Annotated in this window: 15 protein-coding genes; 9 read left to right on the top strand and 6 right to left on the bottom strand. The window is 42.5% G+C overall.

Going from position 1 to position 15,869, the window contains the following annotated elements:
• Positions 1-622: 622 nt before the first annotated feature.
• On the bottom strand, positions 623-1,135 hold the full coding sequence (locus FHS90_RS08595; protein WP_182512731.1) for an ImmA/IrrE family metallo-endopeptidase: 513 nt from the start codon (positions 1,133-1,135) through the stop codon (positions 623-625).
• 5 nt (positions 1,136-1,140) lie between these two features.
• Complete coding sequence (locus FHS90_RS08590; RefSeq protein WP_182512730.1) at positions 1,141-1,506, bottom strand: helix-turn-helix transcriptional regulator; 366 nt, start codon at positions 1,504-1,506, stop codon at positions 1,141-1,143.
• Between the two features lie 92 nt (positions 1,507-1,598).
• Between FHS90_RS08590 and FHS90_RS08585 the strand changes: the two genes are divergently transcribed.
• The 8 genes from FHS90_RS08585 to FHS90_RS08550 all read left to right on the top strand — a co-directional run bounded on the left by FHS90_RS08585 (position 1,599) and on the right by FHS90_RS08550 (position 7,627).
• Positions 1,599-1,877 carry a DUF2188 domain-containing protein gene (locus FHS90_RS08585; RefSeq protein WP_246386799.1) on the top strand — a complete coding sequence of 93 codons (279 nt, stop codon included), beginning with the start codon at positions 1,599-1,601 and terminating at the stop codon, positions 1,875-1,877.
• The gene (locus tag FHS90_RS08580) at positions 1,846-2,310 is read left to right on the top strand and encodes a lecithin retinol acyltransferase family protein (RefSeq protein WP_182512729.1); all 465 of its coding nucleotides are present in this window, start codon (positions 1,846-1,848) and stop codon (positions 2,308-2,310) included. The genes FHS90_RS08585 and FHS90_RS08580 overlap by 32 nt, the downstream gene beginning before the upstream one ends.
• A 2-nt stretch (positions 2,311-2,312) precedes the next feature.
• Complete coding sequence (gene mblB, locus FHS90_RS08575; protein ID WP_182512728.1) at positions 2,313-3,440, top strand: anti-phage 6A-MBL system MBL-fold protein; 1,128 nt, start codon at positions 2,313-2,315, stop codon at positions 3,438-3,440.
• Positions 3,433-5,772 carry an anti-phage 6A-MBL system cap2_3 protein gene (cap2-3, locus tag FHS90_RS08570; protein WP_182512727.1) on the top strand — a complete coding sequence of 780 codons (2,340 nt, stop codon included), beginning with the start codon at positions 3,433-3,435 and terminating at the stop codon, positions 5,770-5,772. The genes mblB and cap2-3 overlap by 8 nt, the downstream gene beginning before the upstream one ends.
• Positions 5,773-5,868: 96 nt before the next feature.
• Positions 5,869-6,477 (top strand): hypothetical protein, encoded by a 609-nt coding sequence (locus FHS90_RS08565; protein ID WP_281367880.1) that lies wholly within the window; start codon positions 5,869-5,871, stop codon positions 6,475-6,477.
• Positions 6,478-6,517: 40 nt separating this feature from the next.
• Positions 6,518-6,778 (top strand): HNH endonuclease, encoded by a 261-nt coding sequence (locus FHS90_RS22840; RefSeq protein ID WP_182512725.1) that lies wholly within the window; start codon positions 6,518-6,520, stop codon positions 6,776-6,778.
• A 19-nt stretch (positions 6,779-6,797) separates the two neighbouring features.
• A complete protein-coding gene (locus FHS90_RS08555; protein ID WP_182512724.1) occupies positions 6,798-7,100 on the top strand; it encodes a hypothetical protein in 303 nt (100 codons plus the stop codon).
• Between the two features lie 29 nt (positions 7,101-7,129).
• The gene (locus FHS90_RS08550) at positions 7,130-7,627 is read left to right on the top strand and encodes a hypothetical protein (protein WP_182512723.1); all 498 of its coding nucleotides are present in this window, start codon (positions 7,130-7,132) and stop codon (positions 7,625-7,627) included.
• 175 nt (positions 7,628-7,802) lie between these two features.
• On the opposite strand, the gene FHS90_RS08545 is transcribed toward FHS90_RS08550, so the two are convergent.
• Positions 7,803-8,291 carry a hypothetical protein gene (locus FHS90_RS08545; protein ID WP_182512722.1) on the bottom strand — a complete coding sequence of 163 codons (489 nt, stop codon included), beginning with the start codon at positions 8,289-8,291 and terminating at the stop codon, positions 7,803-7,805.
• A gap of 284 nt (positions 8,292-8,575) precedes the next feature.
• Here FHS90_RS08545 and FHS90_RS08540 point away from each other — a divergent pair, with 284 nt between their 5' ends.
• Entirely contained in the window at positions 8,576-8,830 is a 255-nt protein-coding gene (locus tag FHS90_RS08540) for a helix-turn-helix domain-containing protein (RefSeq protein WP_182512721.1), read from the top strand.
• Between the two features lie 209 nt (positions 8,831-9,039).
• Here the strand turns inward: FHS90_RS08540 and FHS90_RS08535 are convergent, their stop codons facing one another.
• The 3 genes from FHS90_RS08535 to FHS90_RS08525 are packed head-to-tail and all read right to left on the bottom strand — an operon-like array spanning position 9,040 to position 14,722.
• Complete coding sequence (locus FHS90_RS08535) at positions 9,040-11,184, bottom strand: DEAD/DEAH box helicase (protein WP_182512720.1); 2,145 nt, start codon at positions 11,182-11,184, stop codon at positions 9,040-9,042.
• A complete protein-coding gene (locus FHS90_RS08530) occupies positions 11,184-12,509 on the bottom strand; it encodes an ATP-binding protein (RefSeq protein WP_182512719.1) in 1,326 nt (441 codons plus the stop codon). The genes FHS90_RS08535 and FHS90_RS08530 overlap by 1 nt, the downstream gene beginning before the upstream one ends.
• Positions 12,506-14,722, bottom strand: a complete 2,217-nt coding sequence (locus tag FHS90_RS08525; protein WP_182512718.1) for a tellurite resistance TerB C-terminal domain-containing protein — start codon at positions 14,720-14,722, stop codon at positions 12,506-12,508. Before FHS90_RS08525 ends, FHS90_RS08530 begins: the two co-directional genes overlap by 4 nt.
• Between the last annotated feature and the right edge of the window lie 1,147 nt (positions 14,723-15,869).

Genomic DNA, 15,869 nt, shown 5'->3' with positions numbered 1-15,869 from the left:
TTCGCAGGTACCACTCCGGGCCGTCGATGATTTGGTGGAAGGGGACCTGCTACACTCCGCCAACCTATATGTTTTCTTGGGTTTTTCCCTATAGTACCTGGTCTCTTTCTGGGAAGGAGGCAAGGCTGGCAGACCATCAGGGGCGTATTTGGCTTCGTGTTCTAACCAGTATTGTGGAAGCCTAGGAAAATGGTGGGGCACACCCTAGGAGAAGTAGCGGAACTCTTGGGGCAAGCATTGGCAGATGATCAAAATAGTGGAAAAGGATACGGTGCAATTCAGGTTACTGGACCGCTTACACGCAAAAATCTATAGGGAACATGTAGGCCACCATAAGCTGCCTGGTTAAATGCTAAGAAAAGGAGCATACATATGAATACCTCAACTATTGAAGAAGACAATGGGTTATTCTATAGTTTTAAGACAAAATTATCTAGAGATAATAAGAAAAAATTAGATATATTAACTGCGAATCAATTGCTGGAGGTGGGGGCTTTTAAGATGCCTTTCATTTACTAATTGAAGAGAATTTCAAAATTTTCGATTTGCATTTAAAAATCTCCGATAATCTTAGAATATCAGCCTCAGAGGTTATAATTAGCAAATCTAATCAATAAAATAATTACCAAAATAAATTTAACTTAGTCAATCTAATCGTCATTGCTTGTTGACTAACATTGAAAATTTTAGCTAGTTGTTTGATAGCTACTTCATCAATAAAATTTAATCCAAGGTTATTTGCTACTTTTTGTATTAAATGTTCAGGCATCAATATAGCTGCAGCAAAAGCATTAGCTTCTTTTTCTCTTTTAAATTCACCTGTGCTTGAGTCTTGGTTTCTAAAGAGAGGCTTATCTTTATCTACAAATAACTCAGAATACTTTCGATGTAATTCGAAATGGCCTAACTCATGGGCAATTGTAAATCTTTGTCTTACTACTGATTCAGTAGGATTATACCCTATTACACTTTTATCTTTATCAATAAGTAATACACCTGAAACATCTTCACCTAAATCATAAGGTTTAATTTGCACTCCCCTTCTCTTCGCAATATCCTCGATAGGTATCGGCAAAGTGTTAATATCCAGTTCTTTTAAAATAGAAATAGCTTGATTTTCTATTCTGTTGTACATGGCTTTTATTTAGAGATATTTTCTATTAAAAAACTTCTAAGTTTATTGATTGTTTCCGGATTCCTGAATTGATCCGTTTGTAGTTGAGAAATCTTCCTCTCGAAGGAATGAGAAAGTCCATCATCTGGAGCATTGTCATTTACGCTATAGGTACTACCAAGTATTTTCTCAATCTTGATATTCAAGGTAACAGCAATCTTTACTACAAAATAAAGACTTGGGTTTTGGCGCCCCTTCTCAATATTGACAATAGATGCACGAGATAAGCCGAACATATTTGCAAATGCTTCCTGCTTGAGATTTGCCTCCTCACGCACCCTCCTTATATTCTCTCCAATAAGAGCATAAAACTCTTTATCTTCTTCTAGCATCTGCATTAGATATTGATACAAATATAGTTCACAAAGCTAATATTACAAACTGTTTGCATTACAAACATCAAATAATTTTTATCTGACTTGATATGAATCTAAAAAGTTATTTACCTTTGTGGCATCCAAACAATAAAAACTATAAACTAATGGGGAAAAATCAACATGTAGTAAAGCACTCAAATGGCTGGGCAGTCAGAGGCGCAGGAAATGAGAAGGCGACTAAAGTCACTCAAACTCAAAACGAAGCAATTCAATATGCAAAACAGATTGCTTCTAATCAGAATTCAGAAATGCTAGTTCATGGTCGCGATGGTAGAATCCGCGAAAGGAACAGCTATGGAAATGATCCGCATCCACCTAAAGGCTAATATCATGCATCCTGATAAAATTATTGCAAAGCAACTAGGACTTACTCCTGGAGACACAATTATTGCTCCCAAAAGTGATTTTGACATCATTCAGCATCATGCTATTTATTTAGGTGAAGACCACTATGGCAACCACTTCGTTTGTGAAAACGCCTATGGCAGAGGTGTAGTCATGTCTAGCCTAAGTAAGTTCATTAACAAATACCCTAGATTAACCAAAATAAAAAAACTTAACGAGCCATATCACAGAAGAACAGCGATTGTTAGAAGCGCATTGTCTAAGCTTGGCAAGCCTTATGATCTTATCAACTACAATTGCGAACACTTTGTTAATGATGTAGTCTCAAACAAGCCTTCAAGCAGACAAATCGCTAACGCTTTTGGTCTTATTGGACTTGCTCTAGCAATCAATTTCATTTCTAAAAGCCGGTAATCATGAGTGAACCTCAATATAAAGTATATCCTGTTGGAAACGGAGATACGAGTTTAGTAACGCTATCAGATGAGACTACAATTTTAGTTGATTGTAACATTTGCAATGATGCAGAAGACAACGATGACCGTTTTGATGTAAAGGCAGATTTGTTAGAAGTGTTAAGGAGGGATGAGAAAGACAGACCTCATCTGGATACTTTTATTCTAACTCATCCTGATCAAGATCATTGCCGCGGGTTTAAAGATACCTTTCATACAGGTGATCCAGACGATTATAATGAAAGTGATGAAGAGAGAGACGCTATAATAATTGATGAACTCTGGTTTAGCGAAACTCTATTCAATAGATTCAAAGCACCTTTATCTGAAGCAGCCAAGAATTTCAAGAAGGAAGCAAAAAGAAGAAAAGATCTTTATAAAAAAGATAAATCGAAAGCACAAGAGCCAGGGAACAGACTAAAAATCATTGATTTTAAAGATAATGAAGATAATAAAGAGTTAATCAACATCATCATAGAGCCTGGAACAGCAACAAATAATATCAACAATTCTGATAAAAACGATTTTTCAATTTTCGTTCACGCTCCTTTCAAAACACCAACTGAAGACTCACAGGATAGAAATGAGACTAGTGTAATCCTGCAAATGAGATTTAAAGTTGGAGGTAAAGAAAATGCGGGTCTATTATTTTTTGCCGGCGACGCAGATTACAACCGATTTGCTAGATTACTAAAAGACAGAAATGATGCTGACTTAAATTGGGATATTTTCTTAGCACCACATCATTGCTCTTGGACTTACTTCAACATGACACCGTATGAAGACAATACAACTCCCCAAGATTCATCCATAGAGTTTTTGGACAAGAGAATGGAAGGCGCTTGGGTTATTTCCTCTTCTAAGAAGATTGTAGATGATGAGGACAACCCTCCTCATTATCCCGCACAGCAAGAGTATAAGAAAAAAGTAAAAGAAAACTTTTTAGTAACAATGGATAAACCTTTAGAAACCATTGTTTTTACAATTAGTAGCAATGGACCTGTAAAGCAGTCTGAGCAAAAATCAAAAAGTGGATCAAAAGCTGCAACTATAGGTATTATCACTAGCACGCCTAAAACTTATGGTTAATTTATTTACCGAAAAGTTTGACAATGATGATGAAAGCACCTTATCCATAGAGATAAGAGAGGCGATCACAGAATTGAGAGAAATTGATAAAAACTTAAAAGTAAAAAAATGGCATGGAGAAAAGAGGACAGCAGTTGCCTTAACAGTACCTGTTTCCCTTCCTTCTAGGGGCACTGTGAACGGTATTGACATACGAGAAGAAGAACCTATTATCATTCTTTTCAACAAGTATCTATATCCTCATGAAGCGCCGAAAGTACTATCCGATAGAATAAGATTTCCAAAAGGAGACTTAGCTCATTTAAATCCCACCCCTAAAGAACATCCTGCATGCTTCTGTTTACATAGAGGCAACATCAATGAGTGGTTTGCGGAACATAATATAATAGATTTAGTTGACAGGGTCTGCAACTGGCTAAAGGATGCTGCATGTGACAACTTAAATCGCCAAGACGATGACTTCGAACCAGTACTTTTTAATAACAAATTTGGATGTAGTGTTTTTCTAGAAGAAGACCTATTAAAAATATTGTCTTTACACAGAAAAAAAAACAAGATCCATGGTGATTCAATATTTGTATTATATGATGTACTAACAAAAAGGAATAATTCTGAACCACAGTTCTCTGATGATTACTTCCTACGGAACAATAACTACGTTTTTGACCTTTCAGCAGCTCTTAAAGTTGCAGACCATTGCAAAGAACGAAATCAGTTATCCTTAGAAGGTAAGAGTAATGACTATTGCACCTTTGGTATTTTAGCTTGGCCTACAGAAACTGATATAATACATAAATACTTTTCGTCAGTTCCTGATAAACTAGGCCCATTTTTAGATTGGGCAGAAACATTAAATATTCCACTTAGAGAGTCTTTCGCAGATTTGCTGAAGAAGGACTTAAATTTATTACCGGGCATACCAATCACATTAATTTTACCAAGGCCAAGGAAACTCATTGGTCACAGTACAAATCAAGAAATAATTAGCTTTATAACTTACCCAACTATAACAAAAGAGAAAGAGGGTAAAAAGTGGGACGATAAAAGCGTTGTGCATCCTATGATGAATCTTAATCCGCTTTCTCCTTTTCGAGCAAAAGCGGTATCAGGTTTTGAAGCACTTAAAAGCATAGAAAAAGTGTTGGTTATTGGTTGCGGTGCCGTAGGTTCAAAAGCCATTTTCCATTTAGCTAAAAGTGGAAGTACAGATTTAACACTTGTAGATAATGACTCCATTCTTCCTCATAATCTTGCAAGGCACGCTTTGTTAGGTGATAGCCTGTGGCAAAACAAGGCTGAAGCTGTAAAATCAGAGATTGAAAAGCTTTTTCCAAATCAAAAGCTAAATGTAAAAACCTATAATGAATCAATAGTTGAGCTCTTCAATAGTGAAACTAACACTTTAGATATAAGAAATCACAATTTTATCATTGATGCTACTGCTTCTAACATAGTAGAAAAATTTTTAACTTATTCAAATTTGCCTTCACACATAAGGTATTCACGAATGGAGATTGGTGACGAGGGCAATCTTGGAATTTTGAGAATTGAAGGGGCGAGCAGAAACCCTAGAATGGATGATTTAAAAATGTTAACCTATGATTTAGCTATTGAAGACACCTCGCTTTCAGAGTGGCTAATAAGAAATAAGAACTCGCAACAGAATGGATCTGCAGCAGATGAAGGAATCACAATTGGCCTTAACTGCAGTTCTGATTCTGTCAAATTGGCTGATGAAACTGTTTCTTTACATACTTCTACCATTGTAGCAGGACTTAGAAATACAATTTATAAGGAAGAACATGACGGGAAGATTCTATTCAACCATATAAGCTTAAAAGCAGGGTTTAAAGTGAATGCCCAAGAAGTAAAATTTGGCTCACTCGACATTCTTAAAGCAAGAAATCTACAAGGATGGGAAGTACGCCTGAAAAATGGAATAGCTGATCAACTTTTTAAACAACTTTCTTTAAACTCTCCAAATGAAACTGGAGGCTTACTGGTAGGCCGTACCGATCTCCGCAATAAAACTATTTATGTTACAAGGTTTCTTGACGCTCCAGAAGATAGCATAATGACACCCTATTTATTTACAAGAGGCATAACAGGTATTAGTAAAATCATCAAGAGGGTAAGGAAGTTAACTGGAGGCATGCTTGATTTTGTAGGTGAATGGCATACTCATCCAATGGGTGGCTCTAAACTAAGTGGTAAAGATAGAGAGACGGTTCGCGAACTTAAAAGTTATTTAGACAAAGTTAATTTACCAACATTTATCTTAATTGTGACACCAAACAAACTTCATCCATATGTTTTTTATAAAAATAGATAAAATTAGTTAGGCATGATTACGGATCCATATTACTTAAGAGCTAGACTGTTCCCAACCTTACTTACATGTGTCCCTTTACTAATTTTTTTAAATCAGGTGATTACACCATTTTATGAAGATAGCTTAAAAAGCATCTACGAAGTCTTACCTATCATTACCAACTTTGGTTTATCCGCAGCAGTAATTTTCCTATCAACACAGATCAACAGGGTCGTTTCAAAAGAGATATTTGAACATCTCTTTTTTAATGACGAATTAAAGATGCCAACAACCGAGTATTTACTCTGGATTAACGACTACTTAGATACTCAAATAAAAGAGGCGCTACATAAAAAAATAAAAGAAAAGTTAGGTATTGAGCTATTGTCTGAACTTGATGAAAGAAGCAATGAACATAGAGCTAGAAAGATTAATGCCACTGCAGTATCACAAATAAGGAATAAGCTAAGAGATAACCCTTTACTATTTCAACATAATATAGAATATGGATTCTTTAGAAACCTTATTGGAGGTTCTTTTTTAGCAACATTCATTTCAATTTTTATTACCGTATATTCTTATTTTAAAGGAATAGAATTATTATTTGCAACAGGAATAATATTATTACTTGTCTACCTAATACCAATAATTTTGAGCAAATTTTTCATCAAAAGATATGGGAATTATTACTCCAAGATATTATTTGAACAGTACCTATCATTATAAATATTATTCTTAGGATTTTTATAAAAGCAATTATCATAATATGAAATGTTATGTATGCAGCATAGAGATTACTTCTGAAACTGAAACAGAAGAACATATTATTATAAACGCCGCTGGAGGAAGACTCAAATCCAAGGATTTAATATGTAAAGATTGCAATTCCACATTCGGAGGAAAAATAGATAGCTTGCTTGCGGATCAATTGAACAACCTATCTAATATGTTGATGGTAAAACGCCATCGAGGTAACCCACAGCCAATTTTAGGAGAGTTAAAATCGAATAGAGAAGTATATTCTTGAAGTTGGCGGGAAGCCAAAAATGTTAAAACCTAATATAGAAATCACTCAAGATGCGGAGATATCTAAAGTCTCTATTGAGGCTAGGAGTGAAAAGGAACTAAAAGATATACTTAAAGGTCTAGGCAATAAATATCCTGGCTTTGATGTTGAGGAGGCACTAAAATCAGCAAAATGGCAAAAAGAATATTTAGATGAGCCATTGCACTTCCAAAATACTATTGGGTGTAAAGATGTCTTTAGAGCTGTTTGTAATGCGCAATCAACTTCTTTATCTATAAAGGAGGTAGCTCGTCAGCTATCAATCATTTACTCTCTTATATAAAGGGAGAAGAAGAAAAGAATGTAGTATGGATGCATTACCAAGATAACTTATATGAATTAGGATCAGATGAAATCTTCCATATAATTCATTTAGTTGGCAATCCAAAAGAAGGAATATTATACTGTTACGTTGATTATTTCTGCACTTATAAATACTTAGTCTTACTGGATGAAGAATATAAAGGTGAAGAATTAACAGAGACCTATTGCTATGATTTGATAAACAATCAGACATTAAACCGCAGAGTAAATCTAGATTATAACAAAAATACACTTATTGATTTTTTTATTAATAAAGATAAAAAACCTTTTGATAGAGTAAAAAAAGCCTTTGATCATGCCATTTCTATTGGCTTAAAACGCCAAGACGACTTTCATCGTGCAGAACTACTTGATGAAGCTGTTAAGGACTCACTTGGCTCTTTACCAGAGAACACAATCTTAACTAAGGTGATCTTAGACAAAGCTGCTAACGAAGTAGTAAATAAGATTATGCCATACATATTTAGAAAAAATGAGAAACAATAACCCCATTAGGGGGTAAAGAATTATAGGATTTGGAGACAAATATCCCATACAGTTTGTCCGGTATTTGTCCGGACTTATAAGAGAAACGCGAAGACCGTGAATTCAGCAATCATTTTGATAGCCACTTATATAAACCAATTGCCACCAGGGCCCGGGAGCTCATAAATGATGAGTTTCAATCTTTATTAAACAGGTACCATTTCAGAAGTTGACCTTTGGAGATTGACGGTATGGAAGGATCTCTATATGTAGTAAGTTCTTTCCATGAATTCGCGGCCTTTAGCCAAGAATGTTTCCTTTCATAATAGGATTCATCGGGTTCTGTATAAGCGTCTGGGTCTATCCCGAGAAGAATGAATCTTTGCCTGTACTCTTGTTTTCTGTCACGCCATTCCTCCAATTGCGCCTCTGTGTTTCTATTATGAAAGTGCATATCAATGAGGGCCTTGATGAAGAAGGCCCTATGTATGATTTCTAGAGGTGAAAGTGTTTGGTCTTTTAGGTATCCCTCAAACTCTGGCAGAAACACATCTAGATCGTATTCGTGCTCTGACATGGCAGGATGAAAGCTACGACATGACTCAACAACATCTACCTTAGTCCTGTTGTCAAGGGAGTGATACCATATTAGTATCTCTTCTAATGGATTAAGTTCTTCTACCATATGGGATGGATTTTTCTGTTTTGTCTTGTTTTCAGGGAAGGGCCAAAAGCAGTTTTAGTGGAATTGGTTTATAGTAAATGATTAGGTGTCAAAATTTATTAATAGTCTTCTGGGTTTTGGGCCAAATGTAAAATGCGTTGTGGCCGGTCCCTGAGAAATGTTTATCCCGTAGTTGAATATACAAAAGGGGAGATTGAATACTCTACCAAATCTACTCCCTTTAACCAATAATGACAAATATGTCATTAAAATAAAATTTTTCTTTCACCAGCTTGCCGAAAGGAATGGCAAGATTGAGAAACCAACGGCTTATAGGCGCGGTGGCGGCGCGGGTGAAGCAACTACGCGAGGCGAAGGGTGTGACGCTTGAGGTAGTCTTTCTTGACACAGGCATCCACTTGGCAAGGCTTGAGGCAGGGAGGGCGAACGTGACACTAAGCACACTCGAGGCAGTATGCCAGTACCTAGGTGTTACCCTTGAGGAGTTCTTCTCTAAAGGTTTTGAAGAACTTGGGAGAAGAACACAAAGATCAAACTGAAGGTGCTTAACTCATCCTAACGGTAGCATTAGCTTTGTTGTTTAAGGTTTTCATTTCTAAAAAAGTGGCCTAATGAGCGTAAATCTTGCTGCAAAAAGTTAGGTAACTTGGCGTTTGAGTCTAAGTATGCTTGTTTTGGGAAAAATGGATTTAAACGAAATGTTATAGTTTTTTGTAAATGGTTTTCCAAATCTTGAAATTTTAATCTACTATTCTGTTGTGTTCATAATCTGGTTAGTAACTAGTTTTACGCTTTGCAAGAATCGCCTTGCCTCCCCAAAATCATAGTATCGTTCCTTAAGAATCATAGTCTTATACTTCAGAGGGAGCATGGTTCCCCATTTTGAGAAATCAAGTAATGAATCATTCTCCATTAAGGCTTGCTCCAAGTGGAAGTCCACATCATCTATGAATAGGAGCAACTGTTCAATCAGGTCACTGATCAGTTCTTTTTTGATGGAGAGGGTGAAGCTACTGCTTTGTTCATTGTAACCTGTCTCCAGGCCTACGCAGCCAATAAGGAAGGAAAGGCTTCGGTTCACCTTAGTTCCTTGGAAGGTGTATAGAGTAATGCTCCCATCCTTTTCCAGCAACGGTCTTTCAATGACAGGCTCCACCAGGGGAAACACATTGAAATCCTGGCGCATCTCATTAAGAGTCGCTTTTCCCGCCTCATCCAGCTCAGGGAATTCTTCACCGGAGAACAGCAAATGAAGCATCTTCTCCCGGATCCTGCCATCCACCAAACCGCCACTACCAAAAAAGAGCGGCTTTTTCCCGTCCTTTGTCGGCATTACCTCAATCCTCTTAGCGGACATGTCCACGAATTTGATCTTCCAGATCTGGGCGGCCAACAGCAGGTTCTCGTCCTCCGTCACCTGGGGGGTGAGCGGGATCTCGCCGACCGCCTTGCCCGCGTGCACCACCTTGAAGTAAGGCTCGGTCTTGAACACGCTGTAGAAGTCCCTTGAGTTCACGGTGCGCTCACCCTCAACCCCGATGATCACCTCCTGCCCAAGCTCCTCTAGGAAGTCCTGTTGAACCAGCTCCTGTGTGATTTTTTGTATATCTCCTTCCTCGATACCAGCGAAGGCGTAATTACTCGTAAGTCGCTGAGTCAACTGTGTCTTAGTACAGCCAGAGAGTTCCTTTACAGTAGAGAGCAGCTGGTGTAGCAAGATATCATAAGGCCTCTGTGCGACCGGGGCAGACTCTATGTATCCCTCTTGGTAAAGTTTCCAACAGGCAAGTGACTGCAACAAGCTCCAAGGATCCGTCGCATAAAGGAGAAGTTCGCTTTTTTCCCCGTTTCGCCGGCCGCTTCTGCCCACCCGCTGGATCAGGGAGGCGATGGACTGGGTCGCGTCCACCTGCACGACCTTATCCACGGAGCCGATGTCTATGCCCAACTCAAGGGTGGAGGTACAGGCGATGCAGAAATTGTGGCGCTGGTTGTTCTTGGCGAAGTCCTCCACATACTCGCGCACCTCCTTGTCCACAGAGGAGTGGTGGGAGAAGTAGAAGGGGTGTCCGTTCGTCTTCCCGGAGATCTTCTTAAGCTTGACGGCTATCTCCTCCGCCCTCCCGCGGGAGTTGGGGAAGATAAGCACCTTGTGGTTGTAGGTCTGCTTGTAGAGGTCCTTCATCAGGTCCAGCGGCAGCTCCTGGGTGCTGGCCTTGTGGTAGAAGAAGGAGGTGACCATTTCCTTTGAGCTGTTGTCCCGCAGAACCTTGGTGTTGCTTGCGTCCCCGGTGAAGTTCTTCACCTCCTGGTAGTCCCCGATGGTGGCCGAGAGCCCTACTACACGGAAACCGGCTTGGTTCACCCCGTCGAGCCGCGAGAGAATTGACTTCAGGTGTATCCCCCGGTCTGTCCCTAGGAAGGAGTGGATCTCATCGATTACCACGTATTTGAGGTGGGCGAACATCGCTTTCACGGAGTAGGGGGCGTTCACAAACATGGCCTCCAGCGATTCCGGTGTGATCAGCACTATACCCTGAGGTGACTGAAGGAGCTTTTTCTTCGCCGCGCGGCTCGCCTCCCCGTGCCACTTGGTCACCTTCACGTTTAGGTAGGCGCACAGCTCCTCGACGCGGTGGAACTGGTCGTTGATCAGGGCGATGAGCGGGGAGATGTATAGCACCTGCACCCCGGGCTCCCTGAAATTCACTTTAGACAGGATAGGCAGGAAGGCGGCCTCCGTCTTCCCGGAGGCCGTCCTGGAGGCCAGAATGAAGTTGGCCTCTGATGACAGGATATGCTGGATCGCCGCCGCCTGGATCGGCCGCAGGGACTCCCAGCGCTTGTCGCGGACGTACCGGCGTATGGGCTCGGAGAGCAGTTCGTAGGCCATTACAGAACCTCTATGCTGTCCACCAGGCTGTCCACGGCCGTCTCGTCGGGCCGCTCGTCCTGGATCTCGATCTCCCCGAAAAGGCGCTGCTTGTCGACCCCGGGGTTCTGGCGGATGATGCTCAGGATGTTGAGGAAGTCGCGGATCACCTCACGCGGCGTCAGGAACTCGCTGGCCCCCGGCTTGTTGAACATCTCCTCCATGAAGAGCTGGATCTCGCCGTCGGTGATGTCCAGCTGGATCTTGTAGTTGAAGTCAAAGATCGCCTTCAGTTTCTTGAGGAGAACGAAGATCTCGCTGTGGTTCAGGGGCATGAGCCTGATCACCGGCTGGGAGAAGTCCCGCACTTCCATGGTCTCGAACTTGTTCGTCTCAAGCCTTGACTTCAGGGCGTGGTAGCTGAACAGCCCCCGGCGCTCGTTCTCCAGCACCTCGCGTGTGCCCGCGAAGTTGATAAAGAGGTTTTCGACCTTCCCCTGGAAGCAGTCGTTGTAAATGGTCAGGATCTTTTCGTAGTTCTTCTCCCGCACCGCGCCCGTTGAGATCTTGTAGAGGTTGATGGCCTCATCGAGGTTGACCATGAACCCGCTGTAGCCCATGCTCACGAATAGGCGGCAGAAATTCTTGAGCATGTCGTAGTAGTTCAGGTCGTTTATGATTTCCCGCACCCCCAGGTCCTGCCGCGCCTCGGTCTTGGTCCGGTACTCACCTTTGAGCCACTTGAGCGCGCTTCTGCGCAGCGGCTCATTGTCGGTGATATAGCCCTCATAGTATTTCATAATAACCATCCCGAAGTCGAAGCCTCCCACGTCCGTAAGCCCGTTGATGGTGTCCATGATGTTTCTCTGGATCAGGGGCATGTGCCGCTCACTTCTGATGTCCGTCAGCGGAATTCCGTTCGATGTTGCAGCCTTGGTGATGACCTGCTCAATCCATTTCTCCATGAGCGTAGGCAAGGCCCCACCCTCAGGTTTGGTCTGGATGGCGATATTGTCCATGATGGCGGAGTACAGGGCCACTGCCTTGCCGTCGTTTGAGTACAGGCGGTTGTCCGGGGTGAAGTCCGCGTTGGCCACTACGAATTTCTGCTTGAGCGCCACCGTGTTAAGCAGGTGCATCATGAAGGACTTCCCGGAGCCGAAGTCCCCTATCCAGAACTTCACCATGCTGTGTCCGTTCTTGACGTCCTCCAGGGATTTGAGGAACGCCTCGATCTCCGCCGAACGCCCCACGGTGATGTGCTGGATGCCTATCTTGGGTACCACACCGCCCAGGAGTGAGTTGACTATGGCGGTGGCCTCTTTCGGTTTGATGTTGTCGATCATTGTTTTATGAGTTGTTGGAAGTTGGCTTCGTAAATGGTATAGGCTTCCCCGTCCTCCTCGATCAACACGTCGTCCAGATGGTCATAGCATATCTCGTTGATGCTGTCGATGAGCTGGTTCCGCATGGACCCGTTCTGCCGGGCGAAACTCTCAACCTCATCTGACGATATGGAGAAGTCACTGTTGAGGAACAGTTGCAGAAGGCCCCCCTGGGTTTCGCTCAGAGCAAGGGTTTCCAAGAAAAGGCTTTCCTTCGCTTTTTCCTGCGGGGCCATCCTCTCAAAGGAGATCTCCTCCTGGCCACTGCCTAGGTTTTCTGTCTGGAAAGTCGGATCCTCCTCATCTTGGAGGACTTCGTTCAGGAGTTCGACTGTGCTGGAGTGCTGCTTCTGCACTTCCTGGATCAGGGAGGAGTCCAGTTGGATTCTCTTGCGCTTGGGGGCGCTTAGGGAGGAGACGGACTGGACGGCCTTCTCAAGGTCCTTTTCTTTGATCAGGGCGGCTATGATGGCCTCGAAGTCGCTCAACTGCTGCTCAGTCTTGAACAGACCCTTTTGGAGGGTCTTGGTCAGCGGTTTGTGGTTGAAGGTGGTGGACTGTAGGTCATAATAGAGGTAATGGACATACAGGGTGAGGGCCGCCTCCCGGTCCGTCGCGGCGATGAATTTGGAGGCCTCGAAAAAGATGTTCTCCAAGGATGGGTTCTTCTGGTTGAGCGTCCCGAGTCTTTTCATATCCTCGACAAACTGCTTCCCGTCCGGGCCCTTGAAAGTGGCTGTGAGCGCTTCGAACTGCCCTTTCCAGCGGCTGGTGTTGCGGGAGTTCAGCTCAATTTCGGTGTCCTCATCCGGAGGGCTTATAAGAGGGGTGCACGCAGGCAGGATGCGGTCCAGCCTGGTGGCGATTCTCTCCCTATAAAGGGTGGCCACTTCGGGGAGAGCATGGTATGGGGTTTCGGTGCTCAGCTTCCGCTTGTGCCCGTAATGCTCCCGCACGGCGTTCTCGCAATGCTTGAAGAGGTTGTTGTAAAGTTCGCTGTTGGTGGACTCCAAACTGTACCTGTAATTGCTGGAGCCCTTCCTGTATCGGAAGTGCTTGCGCGCGATGGCGTCGGACACAGCGTCGAGTTCGGCCCGCACCGATGAGCCCTCCAAGGAGTATTCGGCCTCCATCCCCTTCATAACCGCCAGGAACAGCCTCAGGACCTGCTCCATGCAGAACTCTATCGCACAGAAGTTGTTCCCCGGGCTCCACAGGTTGTTGAGGGTCGCAGCCTCCGCATCGGTCAGGTTCAGTTTTTTCTTGTATCGGTTCCCCAGTTTCCACTGCTCATCGTACCAGCTGCTCTGGTAGGTGTCCCGCTGCAGCCTCTCAACCCCCAGGTGGTCCCCCGCCTGTTTCATTTTGGTGATCAGGAAGGATGTGCTGTAGTTTCCGGTTTTCGGGTAATGCAGCGCCAGCGCGGCCAGGTGGTTTTCCAAGATGGCCAGGTTGCGGTGCCTTTCGTAGTCGTTATCTAGCAGATCGAAGAGCAGGATGAAGGCATAATTGGTGTTCCCGTTCAGATCCAGATAAGTGCCTGCCAAGAATGACTCTTTGAAGTACTGATAGAATTTGCGCTGCTCCAAGGAGGCGCCATATAGTTCGCTGTATTGATAGACATACTGGTGGCTCCAGAAGGGTACTCTCCCTTTGAATCCCTCTTTCGCTGTGTTATGGGAGAGTTCTTGAAACCGCTCCTTCGGTTGTGGTTCCTTTGAAAAGTCAATCCTGACATCAAGTCCTGTGACATCAATGATGGAATCGTCCTGTGCGGGATAAACCATACTATTTTCTTTCGATCCATACAGACCCTTATCTTTTTCTTTCCCAAGACTGGTATTGCCTGTTTGACTCACATCTCTTACTATTATCCTATGTGCTTTTCCTGAGTGGTTGACTGGATTAGTATTCTCAATTGTCGCTTTCAAGTCCCTGCGGCTGGATTTATTGATTCCATTGATTGCCGAATGGGGGTTATGAGACTGAATTGGGTCTTTGTTGGGTTTGCTGCCCATACTTCGGATCGCTTTCCAGATGGGGGGGATCAATAAAAGTCCGATCGTCAGAATGAACAGTGCCATCCCAGTGTCACCGCTTGCGAATCCGGCAATGGAGACGAGAGAGAAGAAGAGCCCGAATGACCAGCGGATAAAACTTAAAAGGATTTTCATAGGTAAATGAAATATTTGCTGTCTAGTTCCATCAGATGACTAGTAGCAGTTGGTGGACTTTAAATAGTAGCAAGCCCTTTGTAGCCCTCAGCGAATATAATACAAATGATTAATACCCTTTCAACTAAACAGATAAATGATAGGAAGATGTTTGGTTAAAGAATAAAGCAGATTAGGATGATCGCCTTCGTTATGAGGAGGTGCCGCAATAGTTGTAGCTGGAAGGGGGATAGCTTTGATTGCATATTTTTTGCTCAGTTATCTGTTTCACTTTTCGGGAAGTAAGTGTATTTGAATTAGAATTACAGGGGCAAGGCCCTTTATTCGTTCAGAATGATTAAATAATCTGATATGTAGATGAGTAGGATTTAGCTATACAAAACTCTTAATCGATACTTTGATTTCAATTCTAGGACGAGAAAATCGATTACCTGATTTAGTAAGTTGGGATATATTTTGTAGGGAATGAGATTTATTCATCAAACCAGAGGACAGCTTGAATAAGAAAGTTGTACGTGTATATGTACGCAATAAAAAAAATAAAGGCCTTTAAGTTATTGTCTTGCAGGTCTTTATGAATTTAACTGTGGTCGCGTAGGGAGTCGAACCCAAAACCTTCTGATCGTAGTAGGAATAACAAATTCCTAATTAGCTCTAAAAAAAATTGGAACCTAACTCCTATTTCTGAAGAATAGATAATTAGCAAGATTGTTGCAATATAAGCATAGGCCAGTTCAAAATAGGTTTAGCTGTCTGTGTTACATGCCTTTCTTAATTAAATTACTCGGCTCACTTTTCAAATTTATAGAGTTTCACTCGGTAGAAATTAACTAAAATTAGGGACTGCCTGTTTCATATGTTGAAATCACAGGGGATATGAGCGGTAATGCCGAGGGATACCTGCGGTTCATTGTTTGATAGGAGGTTCAGGTGAATGAACTGGTGCGGGAGTTCGCCTATTAGCAAAATGGATTTAAAAAGGATTGCTGCTGGTGGGCCATAGGTTCGCGGAGATGCCGTGGTTTGAGCACCGAGACCTAGAACCACCCTTACTCAGCAATAGGTTGCTATGTCAACTACTTGGAGATAGGGGAGGTGATCCTGTTCCCGGTATTTGAGATATTGGGAAACAGAGATTCGGAGGCTC

The organism is Rufibacter ruber, assembly GCF_014138425.1.
Taxonomy (GTDB): domain Bacteria; phylum Bacteroidota; class Bacteroidia; order Cytophagales; family Hymenobacteraceae; genus Nibribacter; species Nibribacter ruber_C.
Note: the sequence above shows the minus strand (reverse complement) of the source record. Positions and strands in the feature narration are given on the sequence as shown.